Source organism: Jannaschia sp. GRR-S6-38 (assembly GCF_029853695.1).
Lineage (GTDB): Bacteria > Pseudomonadota > Alphaproteobacteria > Rhodobacterales > Rhodobacteraceae > Jannaschia > Jannaschia ovalis.
In genome coordinates, this window is the sequence record NZ_CP122537.1 from 2,892,971 (window position 1) to 2,919,311 (window position 26,341).

A 26,341-nucleotide genomic window follows, 5' to 3' on the forward strand; every position below is an offset into this window, starting at 1 on the left:
CGATGGTAGGCCCGGCAGGACTCGAACCTGCAACCAAAGCGTTATGAGCGCTCTGCTCTAACCAATTGAGCTACAGGCCCCCGCCGCCAGCGGTACCAGACGGGCCCCGCCGGTCAAGACCGGGTGGGCCGCATGCGCCGCGTCACGCGACGGCGCGCGCGGGCGATTGTCGCGCCGTGGCCCGCCTGCTAGGTCGCGCAGAAGCCACGGGGGAGCGTCATGAGCGACGAGAAGACCGGCCTGACCTACGCCCAAGCGGGCGTGGATATCGACGCGGGCAACGCGCTGGTGGACCGCATCAAGCCCGCCGCCCGCGCGACGGAACGACCGGGCACGATGGCGGGCCTCGGCGGGTTCGGCGCGCTGTTCGATCTGAAGGCCGCGGGCTTCGCGGATCCCGTTCTGGTCGCGGCCACAGATGGCGTGGGCACCAAGCTGCGGCTGGCCATCGATACGGGGCAGGTCGACGGCGTGGGCATCGATCTGGTCGCGATGTGCGTCAACGACCTCGTCTGCCAAGGCGCGGAGCCGTTGTTCTTCCTCGACTATTTCGCCACCGGCAAGCTGGAGACCGAGGACGCCGCACGGGTGATCGAGGGCATCGCCGCGGGCTGCACCGCGTCCGGCTGCGCGCTGATCGGCGGCGAGACGGCGGAGATGCCGGGCATGTACGCGAAGGGCGATTTCGACCTTGCGGGCTTCGCGGTGGGCGCGATGGAACGGGGCGCGGCGCTTCCGGATGGCGTCGCCGAGGGCGACGTGCTGCTGGGCCTCGCCTCGGACGGCGTGCATTCCAACGGCTTCAGCCTGGTGCGGCGCGTGGCCGAACATGCGGGGCTCGGCTGGCAGGACCCGGCGCCCTTCGTCGACGGCGCGCTGGGCGCGGCGCTGCTCGCGCCCACGCGGCTCTACGTGCGGCCGGTGCTGGACGCGATCCGGGCGGGCGGCGTGCACGCGCTGGCGCATATCACCGGCGGCGGCCTGACCGAGAACCTGCCCCGCGTGCTGCCCGACGGTCTGGGCGCGACGATCGCGCTCGGCAGCTGGACGCCCGATCCCGTCTTCGGCTGGCTGGCGAGCGCGGGCGGCGTGGCGACCTCCGAGATGCTCAAGACCTTCAATTGCGGGATCGGCATGGTCGTGATCTGTGCCGCGGAGCGCGCCGACGCACTGGCGGCGGGGCTGGCGCAGGCGGGCGAGCGCGTGTCGCGCATCGGCACCGTCACGGCGGGCGCGGGCGTGCGCTACGAGGGCGAGCTGCGCTGGTGAAACGCGTGGCCATCCTGATCTCGGGCGGCGGCTCGAACATGCTGCGGCTTGTCGAGTGCATGACCGGCGATCACCCCGCGCGTCCCGTGCTGGTCGCGTCCAACGACCCGGGTGCGGCGGGGTTGGCGCGGGCCGCCGCGCTGGGGATCCCGACTGCCGCCGTGGATCATCGCGGCTTCGCCGATCGGGCCGGGTTCGAGGCGGCGCTGCAGGAAAAGCTCGAAGCCGCCGCCCCCGATATCCTAGCGCTCGCGGGGTTCATGCGCGTCCTGACCGCGCCCTTCGTCGCGCGCTGGCAGGGCCGTATGCTGAACATCCATCCCTCGCTCCTGCCGAAATACCGCGGCCTCGACACCCATGCCCGCGCGCTGGCGGCGGGCGACCGGGAGGCCGGCTGCACCGTCCACGAGGTGACCGCCGCGCTGGATGACGGGCCGATCCTCGGCCAAGCCCGCGTCCCCGTCCGGCCGGACGACACGCCCGAGCGCCTGGCCGCGCGCGTGCTGCAGCAGGAGCATCGCCTCTACCCGGCGGTCCTGCGCCGCTTCGCCTCGGGCGACCGGACCCGCATCGACCTTCCCCCGCCCGACGGAATGACCTAGACCGGGCCAAAGCCGAAAAGGGTGGACACCATTCCCGACTCCCAGATCACGACGCTGACCGATACCGCCGCGCTGGCTGCCTTCTGCGAAATCGCTGCCCGTGCGCCCTACGTGACCGTCGATACCGAATTCCTGCGCGAACGGACCTATTATTCGAAGCTCTGCCTCGTCCAGCTGGCCTTTCCCGGCGATGGCGAGACGGATGCCGTGCTGGTCGATCCGCTGGCCGAAGGGCTCGATCTCGGGCCGCTCTACGATCTCTTCCGCGACCCGGGCGTGGTGAAGGTCTTCCACGCCGCCCGCCAGGATCTCGAGATCTTCGCCATCGAGGGCGACACGATCCCCGCGCCGCTTTTCGACACGCAGGTGGCCGCGATGGTCTGCGGCTTCGGCGAGCAGGTGGGCTACGAGACGCTGGTCCGGAAGGTCGCCAAGGGCCAGGTCGACAAGTCCTCGCGCTTCACCGACTGGTCGCGCCGGCCGCTTTCGGACGCGCAGAAGAAATATGCGCTGGCCGACGTGACGCATCTGCGCGTGATCTACGAACATCTCGCCACCGAGCTGGAGCGGACCGACCGCACCGCCTGGGTCGAGGAGGAGATGGACGTGCTGCGCGATCCGGCGACCTACCGGACCGAGCCGCGCGAGGCCTACAAGCGGCTGAAGACCCGAAATCCCAGCCCGCGCTACCTGGCGATCGCGCGCGAACTGGCCGCCTTCCGCGAGGAATACGCGCAGGCCCACAACATCCCGCGCACGCGCGTCTTCAAGGACGATGCCCTGCTGGAGCTGACCGCGATGAAGCCCCGGGATATCGGCGAGCTGGGCAAGGCCCGGCTGCTTCTGCGGGAGGCGCGGAAGGGGTCGATCGCCGAGGGGATCCTGCACGCGGTCGCGCAGGGGCTGGAGGTTCCGAAAGAACGCCTGCCCGAGCCGCCGCGCCAGAAGGCGCGCGACCAGATCAATGGCGCGCTGGCCGACCTGTTACGAGTGTTGCTGAAGGCCAAGGCCGAGCGGGCGGGCGTCGCCCAGAAACTGATCGCGACGGCCTCCGATCTCGACGACATCGCGTCGGGCACGCGCGAGGGCGACTGGCGCAGCGGCTGGCGGGGCGAGGTGTTCGGCCGCGACGCGCTGCGGCTCTGCGAGGGGGAGATCGCGCTGGCCTGCCAGGGCCACGACGTGAAGATCGTCGAGCTCTAGGCCGCGCCTAGCGCGTCAGGTAATCGCCATGCGCCCAGCCCGTGTCGCCCGAGGCATGGCGCACGCGCAGCCAGTCGCCGCGCGTCTCCAGCGTGGCCACGCTGTCGCCGGGCTGCATGCGGCGGATGATGTCGAAACGGGTGCCGGGACCCGCGCGCAGGTTCAGGAACCCAACCCCGGTCACGTCGACGAACATCACGTCGCCCGCGGGCCGGTCCCCCTGTTCCAGCAATTCGACCGAGGCCCAGCCTTCCTCGCCCGAAGGAAGGCGCACGCGGGCCCATCGGCCGAGCTCCTCCAACACGGCGACGCGCTGGCCCACGGGCATGCGGAGGAGGACCGCGTGCATCGTGCCCGGCCCGGCGCGCAGGTTCAGATAGCCCGCGTCGCTGGGCTTCACGTAGAGCGTCTGCGCCGCGGCCAGGGCCGGCAGGAGCGTCAGTACGAGAGCGAGGGCGATACGGCGCATGGGGACCTTTCGTCTAGCGGAAGAGGGTGACCGCGCCGGGGGACCAGGCGACGCGGGCCCGCGCGCCGATCTCCAGCACGGGACGGCCGAACACGTTGCGCATCGAGATGCGCACCGGGCGATCCGCCCCGTCCAGCGTCACGTCGTAATAGGTCATGTCGCCGTAATAGACGACCTCGGCAATGGCGCCCTCGGCCACGCGGCCGTCATGCGACTGCCCGTCGAAGAGCAGCGTCGCCGTCTCGGGGCGGAAACCCGCGACCGGGTCGCCATGCGTCGTGGCCTGCGATTGCAGCTCCGACAGCGCCATCCGGCCCAGCCCCGCGACCTCGACCGTGTCGCCATTGGCCCGGGCGGGCAGGAAGTTCATCACGCCGATGAACTCGGCCACGCGGCGGTCGATGGGCCGGCGATAGAGCGCTTCCGCCTCGGCCAGCTGCGCGATCTCGCCCTCGAACATGACGGCGATGCGGTCCGACATGACCAGCGCCTCTTCCTGGTCATGGGTGACGAGGATGAAGGTGATGCCGACATGGCGCTGCAGGCGGATCAGCTCGACCTGCATCTGCTCGCGCATCTTCTTGTCGAGGGCGCTGAGCGGCTCGTCCAGCAGGAGGACCTTGGGCCGGAGGATCAGCGCGCGGGCCAGCGCCACGCGCTGCCGCTGTCCGCCCGACAGCGCATGCGCCGCGCGCGCGCCATAGCCGTCGAGCCCGACCATGTCGAGCGCATCCTCGACCAGCGTCTCGCGCGCCTCGTTGTTCAGATCGGACCGCTTCCGCAACCCGAAGGCCACGTTCTGCGCCACGCTCAGATGCGGGAAGATGGCGTAGGACTGAAACACCATGTTGGTCGGGCGCTTGTTGGGCGAAAGGCGCGTCATGTCGCTGCCGCCGATGGCCACCGTGCCCTCGGTCACGTCCTCGAAGCCGGCAATGACCCGCAGCAGCGTGGTCTTGCCGCAGCCCGACGGCCCCAGCAGCGAGAAGAACTCCCCGCGCCCGATATCGAGATCGATGCCGCGCAGCGCGTGGTAGTCGCCATAGTGCTTCTGGATGCCGCGCAGGCGGATCAGGGGATCTGTCACAGGAACCCTCCGCTGTCCTTGACGCCCGCCCGGGCGAGACCGCGGCGGCGGTTCCACTCGGCCAGCGTCAGGATCAGGATCGAGATGATGACCAGGATCGTGCCCAGCGCCATCACCACCGGGATTTGCCGCGGAAAGCGCAGCAGCGACCAGATGTAGACGGGCAGGGTGGGCTCGGACCCGGTCAGGAAGAAGGCGATGATGAACTCGTCGAGCGAAATGGTGAAGCTGATCAGCAGGGCCGCGACGATGCCGGGCATCACCAGCGGCAGGGTGATCAGGCGGAAGGTCTCGAAGCGCGAGCATCCGAGGTCCACGGCCGCCTCCTCCAGCGCCGGGTCGAGCGCCTGGAAGCTGGCGTTCAGGATCGCGATGGCGAAGGGCGTGCAGATCAGCACATGCGCCGCCACGACCGTCCAGAGCGACAGGTCCCAGCCGAAGAAGCGGACCGCGACCACCAGGAGCGACGTCGCCACGATGATCTCGGGCAGGACGAGCGGGAGCATGATCAGCCCCAGCGCCGGTGTCTTGCCGGGGAAGCGGTAGCGCACATTCGCCCGCGCCGCCGCCAGCCCCAGCAGCACCGCGAGAGCCGCGGCGACGGCCGCCACCCAGAGCGAGTTGAAGAGCGCGTTGTGCAGCTCGGCATTGGTGCGAAGCTCGGCGAACCAGCGCAGCGTGAAGCCGTCCAGCGGGAAGGCGATGACCGTGCCGTCGTTGAAGGCGAAGAGCGGCAGGAGCAGGATCGGCGCGTAGAGGAACGCGAGGAAGCCGTAGACATAGGCCCGCAGCATCAGGCGCGGCCCCCGGCCAGCCGCCGCGCCAGCCAGACCGTAGCCAGCGCGATCAGGGTCACCAGCGCCATCGCGATCACCGCCAGCGTGGCGCCCATCGGCGCGTTGTTGAGGCCCAGGAACTGCGTCTGGATCATGTTGGCGATCATCAGCCCGCCCGGCCCGCCCACCTGCGCGGGCGTGACGTAGTCGCCCACGGTCGGGATGAAGACGATCAGCAGCGCCGCGACCACGCCGGGCGCGGCCAGCGGCAGGGTCACGCGGAAGAAGGTGGTGATCGCCGTCTCGCCCAGATCGCGCGAGGCCTCGAGCAGGGAGCGGTCGATCTTTTCCAGCGCGACGAAGATCGGCAGGATCGCGAAGGGTGCGAAGGCGTGGCTGAGCGTGATGATCACGGCATTGGCGTTGTAGAGGATGAAGGTCAGCGGCTCGTCGATCAGCCCGAGGCCGGTCAGCGAGGAATTGAGCACGCCGTTATAACCGAGGATCACCTTCCACAGGAAGATCCGCAGAAGGTAGCTGGTCCAGAACGGGATGGTGATCAGGAACAGCCAGAGCGATTTGGCGTCGGGCCGGACGTGGAAGCTGACGAAATAGGCGACCGGAAAGGCCAGGATCACTGTGATCAGCGTCACCGCGCCGCTGATCCAGAGCGAGCGGAACATGATCGTGCGATAGATCGGATCGACCAGCGCCTCGCGGTAATTGCTCAGCGTCAGCGTGCGGTCGATGGTCAGGTAGTCCTGCGTCCAGAAGCTGAAGAGCAGGATCGCGGCCAGCGGCCCGGCCAGAAGCGCGATCGCGTAGAGGAAGGGCGGCGCGATCAGCGTCAGCCCGCGTTTCGTGTCCTGATCCAAAGGGCGCCCCCGGCGAAGTTCGGGCCACGAAAGACCAAAGCCGCGGGGCTTGCAAGCGCCGCCCGCGCGTCACGGGTCGCGTCGGGCCGAAAGGGTGGGGCCGAGGGCGCGCGCGGGTCGCCGCGGCGCATCCATCCGCTCCAGCCGTTCGAGGATGGCCTGCACCGTGGCGGCCGTGCGCAGCTGGATCAGCGCCGCCAGGCTGAGCGCCACGACCAGCAACCCGCCGACCGCCAGCCCGCCGCCGGTGCCCATCAGCACCGGGTCGGCGGCGAAGCGGAAGAGCCCGCGCCAAGCGATCCAGCCGCCGAAAAACAGGACGCCCCAGCCGCAGCAGGCGACGAGGAAGAGGACGAGGCGTGTGAAGAGGGTTCCGCGCATGGGGGGAGGGCAGCGGAAACCGGGCGCCGGGGCAAGCACGGCGTCGCCCGCGGCGCGATCTCGGCGGATGGCGCCCGTTTCGGGCATGTCCGGATCCCGCCGCCCGGCGCGCACGGGGGATGTCTTCGCGGCCCCGGGCCCGGATAGCGACTGCCCGAAACGAGAAAGGCCCGCGCGGGGTGCGCGGGCCTTTCCGAAACCAAGCCTCCAGCGATCAGCGCTTGGAGAACTGGAAGCTCTTGCGGGCCTTGGCGCGGCCATACTTCTTGCGCTCAACCACGCGGCTGTCGCGGGTCAGGAAGCCGGCGGCCTTCAGCGCGCCGCGAAGCTCGGGCTCGTAGAGCTGCAGCGCCTTGGACACACCGTGCTTCACGGCGCCCGCCTGTCCCGACAGGCCGCCGCCCTTGACGGTGGCCATGACGTCGAACTGGCCTTCGCGGTCGGTGATCTCGAAGGGCTGCTTCAGGATCATCTGCAGCACGGGGCGGGCGAAGTAATCGTTGATATCCTTGCCGTTGACCGTGACCTTGCCGGAGCCCGGCTTGATCCAGACGCGGGCGACCGCGTCCTTGCGCTTGCCGGTCGCGTAGGAGCGGCCCAGCTCGTCGCGGACGGGTTCGCGCGGGATGGCGGTGTCGACGAGGACCTCGCCTTCGGCGGCGGAGGTGTCGACGGCGCCCTTGAGGTCTTCGAGGGAGTTCAGTTGCTCGGCCATGATCAAGCGCTCCGGGTGTTCTTGGGGTTCATCGCGCGGACGTCCAGCACCTCGGGCGACTGCGCCTCGTGCGGATGGTCGGCGGCGGCGTAGACGCGAAGGTTGGTCATCAGCTGGCGCGACAGCTTGTTGCCGGGCAGCATGCGCTTAACGGCCTGCATCACGACGCGCTCGGGGTGCTTGCCCTCGAGGATCTGCTGCGTGGTGCGCGACTTGATGCCGCCGGGATGGCCGGTGTGCCAGTAGTTCGGCTTGAAGCGCTTCTGGCCGGTGATCTGCACCTTGTCGGCGTTGATGACGATCACGTTGTCGCCCATGTCCATGGACGGCGTGAAGGTGGGCTTGTGCTTGCCGCGCAGGCGCGTGGCGATGATCGAGGCGAGGCGGCCCAGAACGATGCCTTCGGCGTCGATCAGGATCCACTTCTTTTCGATCTGGTCGGGGGTCATGGTGAAGGTTTTCATGCCTTGCCCTATCGAATGTGAATGACGGTGGGGCAGGCGCCCCGGATCGAGCGGCTTATATAGGCTGCCGCGGCGGGGTCAATGGCACGCAGCCGCAGGTTTCGATTGTAAATCAGTGGTTTGCATTTGGGGTGTAATTTTACCCCAGATCAGGTATCCAGTTCCTGCGGCGGGTTGGCGAGCAGGCGGGCCAGCGTGGACAGCGCGGCGTCGAATCGCGCGTCGCTCAGCGTGCCGTTCAGCGCGATGCGCACCGCGTTCGGGGCCTGCCCGTCGACGAGGGCGAATTCGTCGGCAGCCTTCAGCATCACGTTCTCGGCCTCGGCCGCGCGCAGGAAGCTCGACGCGCGCCAGCCGCGGGGCAGGCGCAGCCAGGCGAAGGGCAGGTCGTCGCGCGCGCTCAGGTCGTAGCCGGCCAGCGCCGCGCGGGTGCGCGCCACGCGGTCGGCCTGCAGCCGCATGACGTCGGTGAGGATGCGCTTTGCGGTGCCGGTTTCGATCAGCGCCTGCACCAGGTCGCATTGCGGGCGGGGCAGGCCGAAGAACTGCTGCTGCGAGGCGGTGACCACGCGGTCGGCCTGTCCGCGCGCGGGGCCGATCATGCCCATGCGCAGCGCCGGGCTGATCGTCTTGGACAGCGATGTCGTCATCCAGGTCCGGTCCGGCGCGAGGTCGCGATAGGTCGGCGCGACCGGCACGCAGGCGAAGCAGTCATCGTCGAGGATCTGGATATTGTACCTCTCGCAGAGGGATACGATTTCGGCGCGGCGGGCGGGGCTGGTGCGGATGGTCGTAGGATTGTGCGCCTCCGCCGAGGTGGCGAATATCTGCGCCCCGGTCTGCACCGCCGCCCGCTCCAGCGCATCGGGCAGTACCCCCTCGGCGTCATAGGGCAGGCCGCGCAGATCGGCATGGACCAGCGCGGCGGCGTGGCGGAAGCCCGGATAGCACAGCGCCTCGGTCAGCACGACCGGGCGAGGGCCGGTCAGCAGGGCCTGGAACAGCACCACCATCCCGTGCTGCGCCCCCAGCGTCAGCACCATGTCATCCGCGGCGATCGGCTGGCAATTCGTGTCGTCGAGCCAGCGCGACAGGGCCTCGCGCAGGCCCCGGTCGCTGTCCCGTACGGGGTAGGTGCCATAGCCATCGGGATTCGGGCCCAGATCGGCCATGACCTCGGCGATCAGCGCAGCCTGGCCCACATCCATGACCTGGGAGGTGCGCATGTTGACCGTGCCCGCGACCTCGATCTCGGCCAGGCCGCGGACGGGGCGGTCGGGGGCGGCGACGAAGGTGCCCCGGCCCACCGCCGCGTCGAGCACGCCGCCCTGTGTCATGGCGCGGTAGACCCGTGCGACGGTGCCCGGCGTCACGCCGATGCGCCAGGCCAGGTCGCGCACCGGCGGTAGCCGATCGCCGGGCGCCAACTCACCCCGCGCGATCGCCGCCCGGATCGCCGCCTCCAGCACCACGTATTTGGCGCGCGGATCGTCCTCGAAGCGGATCGCGAAGAGGGGATGGTCCGATCTTGTATCCATGACAATGTATCTCTGGAACGCGCCTTGGGCCGATTGTATCTATGGATCGTTACCGTAGTCCGGTGATTGTACCGAAACAAGACAGAAGGTCTCGCCCTCGAAAGGATCGTCCCATGGCAGCCCCCGCATTCGACCATAGCCAGATTTCCCTCCGCCCCCTGACCGGCCCCCGCGCGCTCCTCGGCGCAGGCTTCGCCGTCCTGCTGCGCTGGGACGAGCGGGCCCGCGCCCGCGCGGTGCTGGCGGGTCTCGACGACGCGCGGCTGAGCGATCTGGGCGTCACGCGGCGCGCGGCGCAGATCGAGGCGCGGAAGCCCTTCTGGCGCGCCTGATCTTCCGAACTCTTCCCCCTGGGCCGGGCCGCCGCGAGGCGCCCGGCCACTTTTTTTTGCGGTGAACCCGGCAGGCGGGACGCGGGTTGGACCTTCGCAACACCGGAGAACCCGCCATGACACGCTTGCCCCTGACCCTCGCCCTCGTCGTCCTGCCCACCCTCGCACCGGCCGCGGGGCATGTCGCGGATGATCCCGCGGCCGTCGATGCGGTCGCCATCGTCCAATGCACCGAGACGGCCGAGGGCGCCGTCGCCTGCACCGTCGATGCCGCGACGATGGGCGAGCGCGACCCGACCTTCTGCCTCGCCATCGGCGAAGACGGCGGAGCGCTGGCCAATTCGACCGGCGCGACCGATGACGGCCTGATCCTGTTCCAGGACGTCGCGGCCGCGCAGATCGCGGCCCTGCGCTGTCGACCGGTCTGAGGTGCCCGGTCCGAGGCGTCAGCGCGGCGGGATCGAATAGGTGAGCGAGGCGCGCGCGACCGCCGCCTCCGACCCCTCGGAATGCAGGATGCAATCGCCCACCGCCAGAACGCGCCCCAGCTTCAGAAGCCGCGCGTCGCAGATAAGGTCCACCCCCGCCTCGGGTTTGCGCATGAAGTCGATCGAGCAATTCGTCGTCACCGCCAGCGCCACCGGCCCGATGCGCGACAAAATCGCGAGATAGATCGCCACATCCGCCAGCGCGAACATCGACGGCCCCGAGATCGTCCCGCCCGGCCGAAGGTGGCGATCGGCCACCTTCAGGCGCACCCGGATGCCGACCGGGTCGACGCGCTCGACCGTGAAATCGGCGTGAACCTGCGGGAAATGCTCGGTCAGGAACGCCTCCAGCGCGGCGGCGTCCATCCGTGGCGTCTCGATCTTCGACATTGCAATCCCCCCGATTCCGCGCACCTTTCTTGCGGCAGCAGGGGAGATGCGTCCATGCCCGACATTCTGGAACGTCACGACGAAGCCGGGATCGCCACGCTGACGCTGGCCGATCCGGACACGCTGAACTCGCTCTCGGACGCGATGCTCGCCGCGCTTGCCGCGGCGCTGGACGACATTGCCGCGAGCGATGCCCGCGCGGTGATCCTGCGCGCGAAGGGGCGCGCCTTCTGTGCCGGGCACAACCTGCGCGAGATGCAGGCGATGCGGCAGGCGCCGGATGGCGGCGCAGCGAGTTTCGCCGACCTGTTCGACCGCTGCACGGGCGTCATGACCCGCATTCGCGACCTGCCGCAGCCGGTGATCGCCGAGGTGCACGCGCTGGCCACCGCCGCGGGCTGCCAGCTCGTGGCCACCTGCGACATGGCCATCGCGGCCGATGATGCGCGGTTCGGCGTGAACGGCGTCAATATCGGGCTGTTCTGCTCCACCCCGATGGTCGCGCTGTCGCGCAACGTGCCGCGGAAGCGCGCGATGGAGATGCTGACGACCGGCGGCTTCCTGAGCGCCGCCGAGGCGGTGGAGGCGGGACTGGTCAACCGCGCCGTCCCCGCGGACCGGCTGGCGGCCGAGACGCGCGAGCTGGCCGAGACCGTGGCCGCCAAGCTGGCCGCCGCCGTCCGCATCGGCAAGGGCGCCTTCTATGCGCAGCTGGAGCGGCCGCTCGACGAGGCCTATGCGCTGACCCGCGACGCCATGGTCGCGAACCTGGCGGAGCCCGATACCGACGAAGGCATGGCCGCCTTCCTGGAAAAGCGCCCGCCGCGCTGGACGCAGTGAGCCGCCTTCCTTAAGCGGGGGCAGATCACCCCGGGAGCGGATATGCGGATACTCATCACCAATGACGACGGGATCGGTGCGCCGGGCCTGATGACCCTGCAGGCCATTGCCGAGGAAGTCGCGGGCGAGGACGGCGAGGTTTGGACCGTCGCCCCCGCCTTCGAGCAGTCGGGGGTGGCGCATTGCATCAATTACGTGAAGCCCTCGATGATCTCGAAGATCGGGCCCCGGCGCTTTGCGCTGGAGGGCAGCCCGGCCGATTGCGTCCTGGCGGGCCTGGGCGAGCTGGTCGAGGGCGAGGTCGACCTCGTGCTCTCGGGTGTGAACCGGGGCAATAACGCAGGCGAGAACACCATCTACTCCGGCACGATCGGCGCCGCGATGGAGGCCGCGCTGCAGGGTGTGCCCGGCATCGCGCTGTCGCAGTTCTACGGGCCGCATAACGTCGAGCTGGACGATCCGTTCGAGGCCGCGCGCGACCACGGCGCCGACACGGTCCGCCGGCTGGTCGCGGCCGCGCCCTGGGGCGGCGAGAGCTACAAGCTCTTCTACAACGTCAATTTCCCGCCCGTGGCGGCGCGCAACGTCCGCGGCGTCGCCGCCGTGGCGCAGGGCTATCGCGGCGACGGGCGGATGGGCGTCACGCCGCAAACCGCACCTTCGGGGCGCAAGTACCTGTGGATCTCGGGCTCGGCCCAGGGCGAAAAGACCGCGCCCGGCACCGATGTCCGCGCGAATGTGGAAGGCTGGATCTCGGTCACGCCGATGCGCTGCGACCTGACTTGCCGCGACGCGCTCGGCCAGTTGCGCGACGCCTTCCCGGACTATGCCGGCTGAGCCATGACGCCAGAACAGACCATGCGCTTTCTCGTGACGCTCCGGACTCGGGGGGTGTCGGACAAGCGCGTGTTGGAAGCGATGGAATCGGTCGACCGGGCGGCCTTCGTGTCCGAGACCTTCGCGGAGCGCGCCTACGAGGACGTGCCGCTGCCGATCGCGTCGGGCCAGACCGTCAGCCAGCCGTCGATCGTCGGGCGCATGACGCAGGCGCTGGATGTGCAGCCGCGCGATAAGGTGCTCGAGGTGGGGACCGGCACGGGCTACCAGGCCGCGATCCTGTCGAAGCTGGCGCGCCGGGTCTACACGGTCGAGCGGCATCGCGCGCTTGCGGCCAAGGCGCGCGCCATCCACGAGGCGATGGGCCTGCCCAACGTCACGCAGATCACAGGCGACGGTAGCCGCGGCCTGCCCGAGCAGGCGCCCTTCGACCGCATCATCGTTACCGCGGCCGCCGAGGATCCGCCCGGCCCCCTGTTGGCACAGTTGCGGGTTGGCGGTAGCATGGTGTTGCCCGTTGGGGTGTCGGACGCCGTGCAGACGCTGATCAAGGTGACGCGCGGGCCGGACGGCTTCGAGTATGACGAACTTTTACCGCTGGTGCGCTTCGTGCCTTTGGTGGAAGGGGTGGAACACGACTGAAGGGCGTGTCCGCCTTTGGGGCAGACGGAGGGACGGAAATGTCCGTGACAGGCATGCGAACCCGCTGGGCGGGTCTGCTTATGGGTGCGGCGCTGGTCGCCGGTTGCTCGGAATTCCAATCCGGCAATCTCGACTTCGATCTTCGCGGCGGGGACGACACGCTCAACACCTCGCCCGCGATCCGGCAACTTCCCGCCGAGCGGCCCCGGCCCGACGCGAACGGGCTGATCACCTATCCGAATTACCAGGTGGCCGTCGCGCGCAGCGGCGACACGGTGGTGAGCGTCGCCCAGCGGATCGGCTTTCCGGCGGGCGAGCTGGCCAGCTTCAACGGGCTGAGCCCAACCGACCCGCTGAACCGCGACGCGGTCCTCGCGCTGCCGCGCCGGGTGACGCCCGGCAGCGGGGCCGGGCGGCCCGACATCACGCAGATCGCCGGTGCCGCGATCGACCGCGCCGATGGCCGTCCGGGCCGCGCCCCGGTCGCCGTGCAGGGCGGCCAGGAGCCGGTGCGCCACCGCGTCGCCCGCGGCGAGACGGCCTTTTCCATCGCGCGGCTCTACGGCGTATCGCCGGCCTCGCTGGCGGAATGGAACGGTCTCGACAGCGACCTGACCGTCCGCGAGGGGCAGTACCTGCTGATCCCGCTGGTCGTCGGCGTGGATGGCGCCGCGCAGGTCGCGCAGCCGGGGCAGGGCAGCCCGACGCCCGTGCCGCCCTCGGCCGCGTCGGCCCTGCCCGAGACGGTCGAGGCCGAGGTCCTGCCCGAAAGCCCCAATCTCGACCAGTTCCGCACCGCGGCCAGCGCGCCGCCGCCGGCCGCCGAGCCCGTCACCGCAACCGCGCCCGCCGAGGCTGCGCCCAGCCGGCTGCGCCGTCCCGTCTCGGGTGAGGTGCTGCGCGGGTTCTCGGCGCGCAACGAGGGGATCGACTTCCGTGCCGCCGAGGGCAGCGCCGTCGCCGCCGCCGCCGCGGGCACGGTCGCCGCGATCACCCGCGACACCGACCAGGTGCCGATCCTGGTGCTGCGCCATGCCGAGGGTCTGCTGACGGTCTACGCCAACATCAAGGACATCACCGTCGAGAAGGGCGACAGCGTCAGCGCGGGTCAGCGCATCGCCTCGGTCGGCGGTGGCGATCCGTCCTTCCTGCATTTCGAGGTCCGGCGCGGCTTCGACGCGGTGGACCCGGCGCCGCTGCTCCGGTGACCGAGGAGCTCGACGCCCTCGTCGTCGGGGCGGGGCTCTCCGGGATCTGTGCCGCCTACCACCTGCGGCAGGGGCGGCCCGACCGTTCGGTCGCGATCCTCGAGGCGCGGGAGTCGATGGGCGGAACGTGGGACCTGTTCCGCTATCCGGGCGTGCGCTCCGACTCGGACATGGCGACGTTGGGCTACGGCTTTCGCCCGTGGACCAGCGAGAAGGCCATCGCCGACGGGCCCGCGATCCTGTCCTACATCCACGAAACCGCCCGCGAGACCGGGATCGACCGCCTGATCCGCTACCGGCACCGGATGGTCGCGGCCGATTGGAACAGCGCCCGCGCCCGCTGGATCGTGACCGTCGACACGCCCGGGGGCACCCGGACCATCGCCGCGCGCTGGCTCTCGATCTGTACCGGCTACTACGACTACGCGGGCGGGCACCGGCCGGACTGGCCGGGCGAGGCCGAGTTCGCCGGGCCGATCATCCATCCGCAGGCCTGGCCCGAGGATCTGGACTGGACCGGCAAGCGCGTCGTCGTGATCGGCTCGGGCGCGACCGCCGTGACGCTGGTGCCGGAGCTGGCCAAGCGCGCCGCCCATGTCACGATGCTGCAGCGCTCGCCCACCCATATCATGGCGATGCCCGCGTCGGACGCCGTCGCCAACGCGCTGCGGCGCTTGCTGGGCGACCGATGGGGCCACGCGGTGACGCGTTGGAAGAACATCCTGCTGACGATGGCCTTCTACCAACTGGCGCAGAAGGCCCCGAATAAGGTCGCGGGCCTGATCCGGAAGGGTGCGATGAAGGCCATAGGCCCAGGCGCGGACGAGGCCGCGCTAACGCCGCGCTACGCCCCCTGGGAACAGCGGCTCTGCCTCGTGCCCGACGGCGATTTCTTCGCGGCGCTGAAGGCCGGGGATGCTTCGATCGTGACGGACGGGATCGACCGGTTCGACGCCGCCGGGCTGTGCCTGGCCTCCGGCGGCCATCTGCCGGCCGATATCGTCGTGGCGGCGACCGGGTTGAAGGTGCAGGTCGCGGGCGGCGCGGCGATCTCGATGGATGGCGTGCCGGTCAACATGCACGACCATTTCGCCTATAAGGGGGTGATGTATTCCGGGCTGCCCAACCTCTCGGTCGCGCTGGGCTACATCAACGCCTCCTGGACGCTGAAATGCGAGCTGATTGCGCGCTACACGCGGCGCCTTCTCGACCACATGGAGGCGGAGGGCTGGGACTGGGCCGTGCCGGAGGCCCCGCCCGAAAGCGCCCGGGCCCTCACGACCTTCGAGCTGTCTTCGGGCTACCTGGAGCGCGCCCGCGACATCATCCCGCAGCAGACCGATCGCGCGCCCTGGCGGATGCTGCAGAACTACGTCGCCGATCGGCGGCTGATCGCGGGCGGACCGGTGACCGATCACATGCGCTTCGGGCGCGCGCCGGGGGCCGAGGCCGCGCAAAATCCCGCGAGGGTTCTTTCAACTCCCCCGCGCCGCGCGTAAGTAGAGGCTTGGGACAAGACGGGTCGCTCCAGACGCGGCCCCACGCGGGAGACTTACCATGCTCAACAATATCGGCCTTCCCGGCCTTCTACTCATCGCCGTCGTCGTGCTGGTGCTGTTCGGCCGCGGCAAGATCTCGTCTCTGATGGGCGAGGTCGGCAAGGGCATCACTGCCTTCAAGAAGGGCGTCAGCGACGGCTCCAAGGACGACGAGGACGAGGATAAGACGCTGGCCGACGGCACCGCCGCGCGCGACGTGACCCCGGAAGCCGAGACCGACCAGAAGAAGGTCTGAGGCAGCTCGGGCCGGGACGCGCCAACATGCTTGATATCGGCTGGAGCGAACTGCTCGTCATCGGAGTCGTCGCGCTGATCGTGGTGGGTCCGAAGGATCTGCCGCGCATGTTCCGCACGCTCGGCGAGTTCACCGGCAAGGCGCGCCGGATGGCGCGCGACTTCCAGACCGCGATGAACGACGCGGCCGACGAGAGCGGCGTGGGCGATATCGCGGGCGACCTGAAGAAGATAGCCAATCCCAAGAAGTTCGGGATGGACAAGGTGCGCGAGGCCACCAAGGGCCTGAAGCCCTGGGAGCCCGACGAGACGACCGGCCCGGCCACGCGCGACCTTGCCGAGAAGCGCGCCGAGGCCAAGAAGAAGATCGCCGAGAACGCCGCCCGCATGGCCGAGGAACGTCGCGCCCGCGAGGCCGTCGAGGCCGCCGAGCTGAGCGAGGAGCCGGGGCTGCGACCCGATCCCGAAGCGCCGGAGCCCGCCGCCGCCAAGCCCGCGCCGCCGCGCAAGACGGCGGCCCGGAAGCCCGCCGCGAAGAAGGCCGCCGCCAAGCCCGCCGCCAAGAAGAAGGCGCCGGCGAAGAAGGCCGCGCCCAAGAAAGACGCCGAGGCATGAGCGCCGAAAACGACGAGATCGAGGACAGCTCCGCCCCCCTGATCGAACATCTCGCGGAGCTGCGCACGCGCCTGATCCGCTCCGTCATCGCTTTCCTGATCGCGATGATCGCCTGCTTCACCGTGGCCGAGCCGATCCTGAACTTCCTCGCCCAGCCCATCGCCGAGGTGCTGCGCGCGCGGGGCGAGAGCCCGCAGTTGATCTTCACCGCCCCGCAGGAGAAGTTCTTCGTCCTGATCCGGATCTCGGTGATCTTCGGCATCGGTCTCAGCTTCCCGGTGATCGCGCATCAGCTCTGGCGCTTCGTGGCGCCCGGGCTCTACCGCTCCGAGAAGAACGCCTTCCTGCCCTTCATCGTCGCCTCGCCCGCCCTGTTCCTTCTGGGCGCGGCCTTTGCGCATTACGTGGTCACGCCGCTGGCGATGAACTTCTTCATCGGCTTCTCGGACGCGATCCCGGCGCTCGTGAACATCCTGTCGGGGCAGGAGCCGGTGGGCGTCGTCGAGAACCAGGAACTGCGCACGGTCTTCCTCGGCTCGGTGCGCGAGTCGCTGGACCTGTCGCTGAAATTCATCTTCGCCTTCGGCCTGTGCTTCCAGCTTCCGGTTTTGCTGACGCTGATGGGCATGGCCGGCCTCGTCTCCGCCGAGGGGCTGGGCAACGTCCGCAAATACGCCGTCGTGGGCATCCTTGTGCTGGCCGCGCTGGTCACGCCGCCCGACGTGATCACCCAGGTGATCCTCTTCGTGGTGGTCTACGGTCTTTACGAAGTGTCGATCCAGCTCGTGCGCGTCGTGGAACGACGCCGCGAGAAGCGCCTGCGCGCCGAGGGGGTGCTGGACGAGGACGAGACGCTTTGAGCGACGAGCTCTCGCGCATCGCCGCCGCGCTGGACCGCCTCGCGCCGGCCCCCGCGCCCCCGCCGGACTGGTCCGCCTCCGCCTTCGTCTGGGACACCGAGCCCGACCGGCTGGAGCCGGTGGCGCGGGTCAATCGCGTGCCGCTGCACCTGCTGGTGGGCATCGATCGCGCGCGCGACACGCTTCTGGACAACACGCGCCGGTTCGCCGACGGCCTGCCGGCCAACAACGCGCTTCTCTGGGGCGCGCGGGGAATGGGAAAGTCGAGCCTCGTCAAGGCCGTGCATGGTGAACTTGAGGCGACCGGGCTGAAGCTGGTCGAGCTTCAGCGCGAGGATATCCACACCGTCGGCCGGCTTCTGGCCATGCTGGCCCGGACGTCGCACCGCTTCGTGCTCTACTGCGACGACCTGAGCTTCAGCCATGACGACGCGGCCTACAAATCGCTCAAGGCGGTGCTCGATGGCGGCGTGGCCGGTCGGCCGGACAACGTGGTGTTCTACGCGACCTCGAACCGTCGCCACCTGATGCCGCGCGACATGATCGAGAACGAACGCTCCAGCGCGATCAGCCCGGCCGAGGCGGTCGAGGAGAAGGTCTCGCTCTCGGATCGCTTCGGGCTGTGGCTCGGGTTCCACCCCTGCGATCAGGACGCCTATCTCGCGATGATCCGCGGCTATTGCGACGCATACGGGATCCCCATCTCCGACGCGGAGCTGCGCGCCGAGGCGGTGGAGTGGCAGGCGACGCGCGGGTCGCGGTCGGGCCGGGTGGCCTGGCAGTTCTTCACCGACCTTGCGGGGCGCCGCGGCGTCCGGGTGTGATTGTTTCCACCGGGCGGGTCCGGATCGGCCTTTTCAACGCAAATCGCGCGGCATAGGGTTCGCGTCGGAAAGGCTCCGCGAAGGGGCCGCCAACAGGGAGATAACCATGAAGAAGTTTCTGCTGGCCTCGGCCGCGACCCTCGTCACGACCGCGGCCTTCGCCGATGCGCATTCGCCGGTCAAGCTGGGCGTGATCCTGGGCTTCACCGGCCCGCTTGAATCGCTGGCGCCGGGCATGGCGCAAGGCGCCGAGATGGCCATGACCGAGGTGACCGAGGCGGGCACGCTGCTCGACGGCACGGCGATCGAGCCGGTCCGGGGCGACTCGACCTGCGTCGACGCCGCGGCCGCGACCTCCGCCGCCGAGCGTCTGGTGACCTCGGACGGCGTCGCGGGCATCGTGGGCGCCGATTGCTCGGGCGTCACGGGCTCGATTCTGCAGAATGTCGCGCTGCCCAACGGCGTCGTGATGGTCTCGCCCTCGGCCACCAGCCCGGGCCTGACCACGGCCGAGGATGACGGCCTGTTCTTCCGCACCTCGCCGTCGGATGCCCGCCAGGGCGTCATCGTGACCAACATCCTTCAGGAGAAGGGCGTCCAGGAAATCGCGCTGACCTACACCAACAACGACTACGGCAAGGGTCTGGCCGACGCGATCGAGAAGGAATTCACCGATGCCGGCGGCACCGTGACCATCTCGGCGGCGCATGAGGACGGCAAGGCCGACTACTCGGCCGAAGTCGGCGCGCTGTCGGCGGCGGGCGGCGAAGTGCTGGTCGTTGCGGGCTACGTGGACCAGGGCGGCTCGGGCATCGTGCGCGCGGCGCTGGATTCGGGCGCCTTCGACACGTTCTACTTCCCCGACGGCATGGTCAGCCAGGCGCTGATCGACAATTTCGGCTCCGAGATCGACGGCTCCTACGGCGCCAATCCGGGCACCGACAGCCCCGGCGCCCAGCGCTACCAGGACATGGCGTCCGAGGCCGGCTATGACGGCACCTCGCCCTTCTCGGCCGAGGCCTATGACGCCGCGGCCCTGATCATGCTGGCCATGCAGGCGGCGGGATCGACCGATCCGGCGGCCTACAAGGAGCACGTGATGCACGTGGCCAACGCCCCCGGCGAGGAGATTCTGCCCGGCGATTTGGCCCGCGGCCTGCAGATCATCGCGGATGGCGGCGATGTCGATTATGTCGGCGCCTCGGCGGTCGAGCTGATCGGCCCCGGCGAGTCGGCCGGCAACTATCGCGAGATCGCCATCGAAGGCGGCGAGCTGGTGGTGACCGGCTACCGCTGAGCGGCGGCCGAACGGCAATCGGACGGCCCCGGCACATTGCCGGGGCCGTTCCAGTAAGGGGGACGGGGAATGATCGAGGTTCATGACCTCCATCGCCATTTCGGCGGTTTCCGGGCCGTCGACGGGGCCACGCTGAAGATCAAGGAAGGCTCGATCACCGGGCTGATCGGTCCCAACGGCGCGGGCAAGACGACGCTGTTCAACGTGATCGCCGGCGTTCTGAAGCCGACCTCCGGCCGGGTGACCATGGCCGGCCGGGACATCACCGGCCTCCCGCCCCACGACCTGTTCCACATGGGTCTTCTGCGGACCTTCCAGATCGCACATGAATTCAGCTCGATGACGGTGCGCGAGAACCTGATGATGGTCCCGGGCGAGCAGGCGGGCGAGCAGCTCTGGAACACCTGGTTCAAGCGCCGCGCCATCGCCGAGGAGGAGCGCCGCCTGGCCGCGAGGGCCGACGAGGTGCTGGATTTCCTGACGATTGCGCATCTGGCCGACGAGAAGGCGGGCAACCTGTCGGGCGGTCAGAAGAAGCTGCTGGAGCTGGGCCGCACGATGATGGTGGACGCCAAGATCGTCTTCCTCGACGAGGTGGGCGCCGGCGTGAACCGCACGCTTCTCAACACCATCGGCGACGCGATCCTGCGCCTCAACAAGGAGCGCGGCTACACCTTCGTCGTCATCGAGCACGACATGGATTTCATCGGCCGCATCTGCGACCCGGTCATCTGCATGGCCGAGGGGCACGTGCTGGCCGAGGGCAGCCTGGACGAGATCAAGGCCAATGAGCAGGTGATCGAGGCCTATCTGGGCACCGGGCTGAAGAACAAGGACCAGCTGGCGGAGACCGGGGCATGAGCAAGAACACCTGGCAGGAGGATCGCGGCAACAAGGACCGCTCGATCACCAAGGCCGGCACGGGGACGATGGGGCAGGGGGTGGCCGCGGGCGCCGATGCCCGGCCCGACATCACCCAGGCCTTCCTGGTGGGCGACGGCATGACCGGCGGCTACGGCAGTGGCGCGGATATTCTTCACGACTGCACCATCGCTGTGGACCCGGGCGAGATCGCGGTGATCGTGGGCCCCAATGGCGCGGGCAAGTCGACGGCCATGAAGGCCGTCTTCGGCATGCTGAACCTGCGGAAGGGCGCGGTGCGGCTGGATGGCGAGGATATCTCGGAGCTCAGCCCGCAGGACCGCGTCGGCCGCGGCATGGGCTTCGTGCCCCAGACCTCGAACATCTTCACCTCGATGACGGTCGAGGAAAATCTCGAGATGGGCGCCTTCATCCGCCGCGACGATTTCAGCGAGACGATGGCCCAGGTCTACGAACTGTTCCCGATCCTGAAGGAAAAGCGCCGCCAGCCCGCGGGCGAGCTGTCGGGCGGCCAGCGCCAACAGGTCGCCGTGGGCCGCGCGCTGATGACCAAGCCGAAGGTCCTGATGCTGGACGAGCCGACGGCGGGTGTCTCGCCCATCGTGATGGACGAGCTTTTCGATCGCATCATCGAGGTCAGCCGAACCGGCATCCCGATCCTGATGGTCGAGCAGAACGCCCGCCAGGCGCTGGAGATCGCCGATCGCGGCTACGTGCTGGTGCAGGGGCGCAACGCGCATACCGGCACGGGCAAGGAACTCCTCGCGGACGAGCAGGTCCGCCGCAGCTTCCTGGGGGCTGAGACCATGGAACCGCTCAACGCGCTGGTGACCTTCGCGAATTTCGTCCTGGTGCCCGCGACGGCCTACGGCGCGCAGCTTGCGCTGGGGGCGCTGGGGGTGACGCTGATCTACGGCATCCTGCGCTTTTCCAACTTCGCGCATGGCGACACGATGGCCTTCGGCACGACGGCCGTGATCCTGACGACCTGGGGCCTGCAGGCGGCGGGCGTCAGCTTCGGGCCGCTGCCCACGGCCCTGCTGGCCCTGCCGGTCGGGATCGCGGTGGCGGCGGCGCTGCTGCTGTTCACCGACCGCGTGGTCTATCGCTTCTACCGGGCGAAGAAGGCGGTGCCGGTCACCTTCGTGATCGCCTCCCTGGGCGTGATGTTCATCTATAACGGCCTGACGCGATTCGTGATCGGACCCGATGACCAGCGCTTCGCCGACGGCGCCCGCTTCCTGATCTCGGCCCGCGACTTCCGCGAGATGACGGGGCTGGACGAGGGTCTGGCCATCCGGTCGACGCAGGCGATCACGGTGGTCGTCGCGGTGATCGTGGTGGCACTGCTGTTCTGGTTCCTGAACAAGACGCGGACGGGAAAGTCGATGCGCGCCTATTCCGACAACGAGGATCTGGCGCTCCTGTCGGGCATCAACCCCGAGCGGGTCGTGGTCATCACCTGGCTGATCGTGGCGGGCCTCGCCACCATCGCGGGCACGCTCTACGGGCTCGACAAGTCGTTCAAGCCCTTCACCTATTTCCAGCTTCTGCTGCCGATCTTCGCGGCGGCGATCGTGGGCGGGCTGGGCTCGCCGCTGGGCGCCATCGCGGGCGGCTTCGTGATCGCCTTCGCCGAGGTGACGATCACCTATCCGCTCAAGAAGGTGCTGGGCTACGCCCTGCCCGAGACGCTGGAGCCCGACGGGCTCGTCCAGCTTCTGTCCACCGACTACAAGTTCGCGGTCAGCTTCGTGATCCTGCTGATCGTCCTTCTCTTCCGGCCGACGGGCCTCTTCGCGGGGAAATCGGTATGACCATGCGCGCGACGCTTCTCTTCGCCTTCGTGGTGCTGCTCTTCGTCGGCACCGGGATCGTGCAATCCTGGAACGTGTCGCTGACGATCCTCAACATGGGGCTCGTCAGCGCGATCATGGCGCTCGGCGTGAACATGCAGTGGGGCTATGCGGGCCTCTTCAATGTGGGGGTCATGGGGTTCGTGGCGCTGGGCGGCCTCGGGGCCGTTCTGGTCTCGATGCCGCCCAACCCGGAGCATATTGCCGCCGGCGGCCTGCGCGTCGTGGGCGCGTTGATCCTCGGGGCGCTCACCATCGCGGCGGCCATCTTCGCCTGGCGGCGGCTCAAGACGGCGCGGGGGCTGTCGGTCGTGGCGATCCTCGTGGTGGGCTTTTTCCTCTACCGCGCGCTGCTCGATCCGGGCGTGGCGGCCATCGAGGCCATCGAGGCGGCCAGCACCGGCAATATCGGCGGGTTGGGCCTGCCGGTCCTGCTGGGCTGGCCGGTCGGCGGCTTGCTGGCGGCGGGCGCGGCCTGGCTGATCGGCAAGACGGCGCTGGGCCTGCGCTCCGACTACCTGGCCATCGCGACGCTGGGCATCGCCGAGATCATCATCGCGATCCTGAAGAACGAGGATTGGCTGGCACGGGGCGTGAAGAACGTCATCGGCGTGCCGCGTCCCGTCCCCTACGAGATCGACCTGCAGAACGATCCCGCCTTCGTCGACCGGATGATCGCCTGGGGCTTCGACCCGGTCACGGGCTCGACCATCTTCGTGAAGCTCGCCTATGCCGGGCTCTTCCTCGTGATCCTGCTCGGACTTCTGTGGCTGGCGCAGGCCGCGCTGGCCTCGCCCTGGGGCCGGATGATGCGCGCGATCCGCGACAATGAGGTCGCCGCCGAGGCGATGGGCAAGGACGTCACCGCGCGGCATCTGCAGGTCTTCATCCTCGGCAGCGCCGTCTGCGGGCTGGCGGGCGCGATGATGACGACGCTCGACGGGCAGCTCACGCCGGGGACGTACCAGCCGCTGCGCTACACCTTCCTGATCTGGGTGATGGTGATCGTCGGCGGGTCCGGCAACAATTTCGGCGCCGTCCTGGGCGGCTTCCTCGTCTGGTGGCTCTGGGTCCAGGTCGAGCCGCTGGGCGCGCTGGCCATGAGCGCGATCACCGCGGGGATGGCCGATGGGAGCTGGCTGAAAGGTCACCTGATCGAGTCGGTGGCGCATATGCGGCTGCTGACCATGGGGGTGATCCTGCTGCTGGTCCTGCGCTTCTCGCCCCGGGGGCTGCTTCCGGAACGGTAGGGCCGTGGGGCGCCCCCCGGACCCCCGCCTGCGGCCGCGACGTCCGGCGCCTGCGCTCGGTTCGGCGGGGCCGAGGTGCCGCGCCTCCAGCGGGGATATTTCGGGACCGAAGATGCGCACGCCCCGACGAGCATGGCACCGGGGCGCGTCTTCGGCCACGGTCATCGCCGTCCCCGGCTGTACCGTGCATCCAGTTCGATCGCCGATGGTTAAGGAAGGATGACGGGCCCTCTTTGGCCTGCAAATATCCTCGAGGGTGTCCGGGGGAGCGAAGCGTCCCCCGGCCTCGGCATCCGTCATTCGGCCGCGGTCTGCTCCGCCGCGTCGCGCGACTCGATCTCGGCGGCCTTCTTCTCGACCTGCTCGACGATGTGTTCGATCATGCCGTCATTGCCGAGCTTGTGGCTCTGCTGGCCGGCCAGATACACCATGCCGGCCCCGTTGCCGCCGCCGGTGAAGCCGACATCGGTCATCAGCGCCTCGCCGGGGCCGTTTACGACGCAGCCGATGATCGACAGGCTCATGGGCGTCTTGATATGGGCCAACCGCTCCTCCAGCGCCTCGACGGTCTTGATCACGTCGAAGCCCTGCCGCGCACAGGACGGGCAGGAGATGATGTTCACGCCGCGGTGGCGCAGGCCCAGCGATTTGAGGATCTCGTAGCCGACGCGGACCTCCTCGACGGGATCGGCCGAGAGGCTGACGCGGATCGTGTCGCCGATGCCCATCCAAAGAAGGTTGCCCAGGCCGATCGCCGATTTGATCGTGCCCGACATCAGGCCGCCGGCTTCCGTGATCCCGAGATGGATCGGCGCGTCGGTCTGCTCGGCCAGGCCCTGATAGGCGGCGGCGGCCATGAAGACGTCGGACGCCTTGCAGCTGATCTTGTACTCGTGGAAATCGTTGTCCTCGAGGATGCGGATGTGGTCGAGGCCGCTCTCGATCATCGCGTCGGGGCAGGGCTCGCCGTATTTGTCGAGCAGGTGCTTCTCCAGCGAGCCCGCGTTGACGCCGATGCGCATGGAGCAGCCGTGATCGCGGGCGGCGGCGATGACCTCGCGCACGCGATCGGGCTTGCCGATATTGCCGGGGTTGATCCGCAGGCAGGCGGCGCCGGCCTCGGCGGCCTCGATCCCGCGGCGATAGTGGAAGTGGATATCGGCGACGATCGGGACCGGGCTCTCGGCCACGATCTCCTTCAGGGCCTTCGACGAGGCCTCGTCGGGCACCGACACGCGGACGATGTCGGCGCCGGCCTCCGCGGCGGCCTGCACCTGCGCCACGGTGCCCGCCACGTCGGTTGTCAGGGTGTTGGTCATGGTCTGCACGCTGATCGGGGCGTCGCCGCCCACGGGCACGTTGCCCACCATGATCTTGCGGCTGGGGCGGCGGTCGATCTGACGCCAGGGGCGGATCGCGTGGAGCGACATGGATGGGCCTCGCGGACGGGGTGTCACCCGATAGCTAGGCCCGGTCACGGCGCGGCGCAACCGCGTCGGGGCGCCTTACTCGGTGGCGGTCGCCTCGGCGGGGGATTGCAACTCGGCCACGACTCGCGCGAGGTCGCCATCGGTCTCCAGGTCGGCGATCGTGTAGCCCTCGCGGACCGCGTTGGCGGCCAGCTCGATGCCGGATACGACCTGCGGGCCGGGGGCGACGGGGCCGTAGGTCTGGCCGTCCAGCGAGAAGTAGAGTGCGCCGGAATTGCCGGTCCGAAGCGTCGGCGACGCGGCGGCCACGGGCACCTCGTAGGTCTCGCCCGGCTCGAGGATCTTCTCGAAGAGCGTATCGCCCTCGCCGGAACGGACGCGAACCCAGGCGGCACGCACGGCGAAGAGCACGACGGCGTCGGGCGCATCGGCCAGGACGCGCGGCGTGTCGGGACCGATTTCCGCTTCGGCGTCCGCTGTGGCTTCGGCCTCGTCGAGGCTGGCCAGCGCGGTCTGGATCGCGAAGTCGACGCCCGTGGCCATCTGCGGCCCCAAGGCTTCGGCGTCGGGACCCGCGAGGCCCGAGGGCTCGGCCGAGGCCAGCGCGCCGACGGTGCCGGGCGAAATCGTGGAGATCGGTGCGTCGCGCGCGGTCAGGATCGGTGCGTCGAGCGCCTGCGGACGGTAGAGGCGCGCCAGCGCGTCTTCGGCCGGGGCGGAGATGCCCGCGCCCTCGGGTGCGTCGAGCTGGGGCCGCGCGGATTCCAGCGGATCGAGCTCGGCCACCAGTTCGGGCGCCTGTTCGACCGGGGCGATCTGCACGCGCTGGATTTCCTGCACGACGGTCCAGCCGCCATAGCCCAGCCCGCCGATCAGCATCGCCAGCACCGCGAGACTACCCAGCGCGCCCGGCTCGAACCCGGCGAAGACCGGCGTGGCCTTGTTGGCGAAAGGGTTTCCCGCCCCCAGGAGCGGGTCGAGGGCCGGCTGCGGCTTGCGCGTCTTCAGCGCCATGCCGGGGCCGGGGGCCGTCAGGTCGGGGCCGAGCGCGGTGCGGCGCGAAACCTCCGATTCCATCGGGCGCAGCGTGTTGACGCCGCCGAAGCCCGATTCCTCGCAGAAGCGGGCGAAGACGATCTCGGGATCCATCTCGAGATAGCGGGCGTAGCTGCGCACGTAGCCTGCGACGAAACTGAGCGAGTCGAAGGCCGAGAGGTCGCTGTTCTCGATGGCCGCGATGTAGCTGGCCTTGATGCGAAGCTCGCGCTGCACGTCGAGCAGCGATTTGCCCATCGTCGCACGTTCGCCCCGCATCTCGTCGCCGAGCCGCAGGTCGTAGCTGTCATAGCCCCGCTCGGGGCTTACCGCCTTGGAAAGAAACTTCGATTTCCGGCCGAACATATGGCCTGCCCCGTGTC

General features: G+C 69.3%; 29 protein-coding genes, 1 tRNA gene and 1 pseudogene. 19 read left to right on the forward strand and 12 right to left on the reverse strand.

The window, feature by feature from the left end:
• Positions 1–3: 3 nt before the first annotated feature.
• Positions 4–80 (reverse strand) — tRNA-Ile (locus tag P8627_RS14920).
• 139 nt (positions 81–219) lie between these two features.
• On the opposite strand from P8627_RS14920, the gene purM reads away from it, so the two are divergent.
• The 3 genes from purM to rnd are packed head-to-tail and all read left to right on the forward strand — an operon-like array spanning position 220 to position 3,074.
• Positions 220–1,269 carry a phosphoribosylformylglycinamidine cyclo-ligase gene (gene purM, locus P8627_RS14925; RefSeq protein ID WP_279965051.1) on the forward strand — a complete coding sequence of 350 codons (1,050 nt, stop codon included), beginning with the start codon at positions 220–222 and terminating at the stop codon, positions 1,267–1,269.
• Complete coding sequence (gene purN / locus P8627_RS14930) at positions 1,266–1,871, forward strand: phosphoribosylglycinamide formyltransferase (protein ID WP_279965052.1); 606 nt, start codon at positions 1,266–1,268, stop codon at positions 1,869–1,871. Before purM ends, purN begins: the two co-directional genes overlap by 4 nt.
• 45 nt (positions 1,872–1,916) lie before the next feature.
• Positions 1,917–3,074 carry a ribonuclease D gene (gene rnd, locus P8627_RS14935; protein WP_279967485.1) on the forward strand — a complete coding sequence of 386 codons (1,158 nt, stop codon included), beginning with the start codon at positions 1,917–1,919 and terminating at the stop codon, positions 3,072–3,074.
• Between the two features lie 7 nt (positions 3,075–3,081).
• Here rnd and P8627_RS14940 read toward each other — a convergent pair whose 3' ends face one another.
• From P8627_RS14940 to P8627_RS14975, 8 genes are all read right to left on the reverse strand, one after another.
• On the reverse strand, positions 3,082–3,543 hold the full coding sequence (locus P8627_RS14940) for an SH3 domain-containing protein (protein WP_279965053.1): 462 nt from the start codon (positions 3,541–3,543) through the stop codon (positions 3,082–3,084).
• A gap of 13 nt (positions 3,544–3,556) precedes the next feature.
• Entirely contained in the window at positions 3,557–4,630 is a 1,074-nt protein-coding gene (locus P8627_RS14945) for an ABC transporter ATP-binding protein (protein WP_279965054.1), read from the reverse strand.
• Positions 4,627–5,424 (reverse strand): ABC transporter permease, encoded by a 798-nt coding sequence (locus P8627_RS14950; protein ID WP_279965055.1) that lies wholly within the window; start codon positions 5,422–5,424, stop codon positions 4,627–4,629. The genes P8627_RS14945 and P8627_RS14950 overlap by 4 nt, the downstream gene beginning before the upstream one ends.
• Positions 5,424–6,281, reverse strand: coding sequence for an ABC transporter permease (locus P8627_RS14955; RefSeq protein ID WP_279965056.1), 858 nt, complete (start codon positions 6,279–6,281; stop codon positions 5,424–5,426). The genes P8627_RS14950 and P8627_RS14955 overlap by 1 nt, the downstream gene beginning before the upstream one ends.
• Before the next feature lie 69 nt (positions 6,282–6,350).
• Positions 6,351–6,662: a hypothetical protein gene (locus tag P8627_RS14960; protein ID WP_279965057.1), complete on the reverse strand. Its 312-nt coding sequence runs from the start codon at positions 6,660–6,662 to the stop codon at positions 6,351–6,353.
• Between the two features lie 214 nt (positions 6,663–6,876).
• Positions 6,877–7,377 (reverse strand): 30S ribosomal protein S9, encoded by a 501-nt coding sequence (gene rpsI, locus P8627_RS14965; protein WP_279965058.1) that lies wholly within the window; start codon positions 7,375–7,377, stop codon positions 6,877–6,879.
• Between the two features lie 2 nt (positions 7,378–7,379).
• On the reverse strand, positions 7,380–7,841 hold the full coding sequence (gene rplM, locus P8627_RS14970) for a 50S ribosomal protein L13 (protein WP_279965059.1): 462 nt from the start codon (positions 7,839–7,841) through the stop codon (positions 7,380–7,382).
• Positions 7,842–7,990: 149 nt separating this feature from the next.
• Positions 7,991–9,379 carry an aminotransferase-like domain-containing protein gene (locus P8627_RS14975; protein ID WP_279965060.1) on the reverse strand — a complete coding sequence of 463 codons (1,389 nt, stop codon included), beginning with the start codon at positions 9,377–9,379 and terminating at the stop codon, positions 7,991–7,993.
• A gap of 113 nt (positions 9,380–9,492) precedes the next feature.
• Here P8627_RS14975 and P8627_RS14980 point away from each other — a divergent pair, with 113 nt between their 5' ends.
• Together P8627_RS14980 and P8627_RS14985 are read left to right on the forward strand one after the other, a co-directional pair.
• On the forward strand, positions 9,493–9,711 hold the full coding sequence (locus P8627_RS14980; protein WP_279965061.1) for a DUF1127 domain-containing protein: 219 nt from the start codon (positions 9,493–9,495) through the stop codon (positions 9,709–9,711).
• A gap of 116 nt (positions 9,712–9,827) precedes the next feature.
• Positions 9,828–10,139, forward strand: coding sequence for a hypothetical protein (locus P8627_RS14985; protein ID WP_279965062.1), 312 nt, complete (start codon positions 9,828–9,830; stop codon positions 10,137–10,139).
• An 18-nt stretch (positions 10,140–10,157) separates the two neighbouring features.
• Here P8627_RS14985 and P8627_RS14990 read toward each other — a convergent pair whose 3' ends face one another.
• Entirely contained in the window at positions 10,158–10,589 is a 432-nt protein-coding gene (locus tag P8627_RS14990) for a PaaI family thioesterase (protein ID WP_279965063.1), read from the reverse strand.
• 54 nt (positions 10,590–10,643) lie between these two features.
• On the opposite strand from P8627_RS14990, the gene P8627_RS14995 reads away from it, so the two are divergent.
• From P8627_RS14995 to P8627_RS15060, 14 genes and pseudogenes are all read left to right on the forward strand, one after another.
• A complete protein-coding gene (locus P8627_RS14995) occupies positions 10,644–11,429 on the forward strand; it encodes an enoyl-CoA hydratase (protein ID WP_279965064.1) in 786 nt (261 codons plus the stop codon).
• 42 nt (positions 11,430–11,471) lie between these two features.
• On the forward strand, positions 11,472–12,266 hold the full coding sequence (gene surE, locus P8627_RS15000; protein WP_279965065.1) for a 5'/3'-nucleotidase SurE: 795 nt from the start codon (positions 11,472–11,474) through the stop codon (positions 12,264–12,266).
• A 3-nt stretch (positions 12,267–12,269) separates the two neighbouring features.
• A complete protein-coding gene (locus P8627_RS15005) occupies positions 12,270–12,908 on the forward strand; it encodes a protein-L-isoaspartate(D-aspartate) O-methyltransferase (RefSeq protein ID WP_279965066.1) in 639 nt (212 codons plus the stop codon).
• A 38-nt stretch (positions 12,909–12,946) separates the two neighbouring features.
• Positions 12,947–14,116 carry a peptidoglycan DD-metalloendopeptidase family protein gene (locus P8627_RS15010; protein WP_279965067.1) on the forward strand — a complete coding sequence of 390 codons (1,170 nt, stop codon included), beginning with the start codon at positions 12,947–12,949 and terminating at the stop codon, positions 14,114–14,116.
• The gene (locus P8627_RS15015; RefSeq protein ID WP_279965068.1) at positions 14,113–15,615 is read left to right on the forward strand and encodes a flavin-containing monooxygenase; all 1,503 of its coding nucleotides are present in this window, start codon (positions 14,113–14,115) and stop codon (positions 15,613–15,615) included. Before P8627_RS15010 ends, P8627_RS15015 begins: the two co-directional genes overlap by 4 nt.
• Before the next feature lie 58 nt (positions 15,616–15,673).
• Positions 15,674–15,910, forward strand: coding sequence for a twin-arginine translocase TatA/TatE family subunit (locus P8627_RS15020; RefSeq protein ID WP_279965069.1), 237 nt, complete (start codon positions 15,674–15,676; stop codon positions 15,908–15,910).
• A gap of 26 nt (positions 15,911–15,936) precedes the next feature.
• On the forward strand, positions 15,937–16,524 hold the full coding sequence (gene tatB / locus P8627_RS15025) for a Sec-independent protein translocase protein TatB (protein ID WP_279965070.1): 588 nt from the start codon (positions 15,937–15,939) through the stop codon (positions 16,522–16,524).
• Complete coding sequence (tatC, locus tag P8627_RS15030) at positions 16,521–17,384, forward strand: twin-arginine translocase subunit TatC (protein WP_279965071.1); 864 nt, start codon at positions 16,521–16,523, stop codon at positions 17,382–17,384. Before tatB ends, tatC begins: the two co-directional genes overlap by 4 nt.
• Positions 17,381–18,208 (forward strand): ATP-binding protein, encoded by an 828-nt coding sequence (locus tag P8627_RS15035; protein ID WP_279965072.1) that lies wholly within the window; start codon positions 17,381–17,383, stop codon positions 18,206–18,208. The genes tatC and P8627_RS15035 overlap by 4 nt, the downstream gene beginning before the upstream one ends.
• A 106-nt stretch (positions 18,209–18,314) precedes the next feature.
• Complete coding sequence (locus P8627_RS15040; protein WP_279965073.1) at positions 18,315–19,505, forward strand: ABC transporter substrate-binding protein; 1,191 nt, start codon at positions 18,315–18,317, stop codon at positions 19,503–19,505.
• 69 nt (positions 19,506–19,574) lie between these two features.
• Positions 19,575–20,366 (forward strand): ABC transporter ATP-binding protein, encoded by a 792-nt coding sequence (locus P8627_RS15045; protein ID WP_279965074.1) that lies wholly within the window; start codon positions 19,575–19,577, stop codon positions 20,364–20,366.
• Positions 20,363–21,184, forward strand: a pseudogene (locus P8627_RS15050) (ABC transporter ATP-binding protein); the annotation flags it as partial. The gene P8627_RS15045 and the pseudogene P8627_RS15050, both read left to right, overlap by 4 nt.
• 9 nt (positions 21,185–21,193) lie before the next feature.
• Complete coding sequence (locus P8627_RS15055; protein WP_279967486.1) at positions 21,194–22,204, forward strand: branched-chain amino acid ABC transporter permease; 1,011 nt, start codon at positions 21,194–21,196, stop codon at positions 22,202–22,204.
• Positions 22,201–23,493 carry a branched-chain amino acid ABC transporter permease gene (locus P8627_RS15060; protein ID WP_407932950.1) on the forward strand — a complete coding sequence of 431 codons (1,293 nt, stop codon included), beginning with the start codon at positions 22,201–22,203 and terminating at the stop codon, positions 23,491–23,493. The genes P8627_RS15055 and P8627_RS15060 overlap by 4 nt, the downstream gene beginning before the upstream one ends.
• A 296-nt stretch (positions 23,494–23,789) precedes the next feature.
• Here P8627_RS15060 and ispG read toward each other — a convergent pair whose 3' ends face one another.
• Both ispG and P8627_RS15070 read right to left on the reverse strand, forming a co-directional pair.
• Complete coding sequence (gene ispG, locus P8627_RS15065) at positions 23,790–24,923, reverse strand: flavodoxin-dependent (E)-4-hydroxy-3-methylbut-2-enyl-diphosphate synthase (RefSeq protein ID WP_279965075.1); 1,134 nt, start codon at positions 24,921–24,923, stop codon at positions 23,790–23,792.
• Between the two features lie 75 nt (positions 24,924–24,998).
• Positions 24,999–26,324, reverse strand: a complete 1,326-nt coding sequence (locus P8627_RS15070; RefSeq protein WP_279965076.1) for a helix-turn-helix domain-containing protein — start codon at positions 26,322–26,324, stop codon at positions 24,999–25,001.
• Positions 26,325–26,341 lie beyond the last annotated feature (17 nt).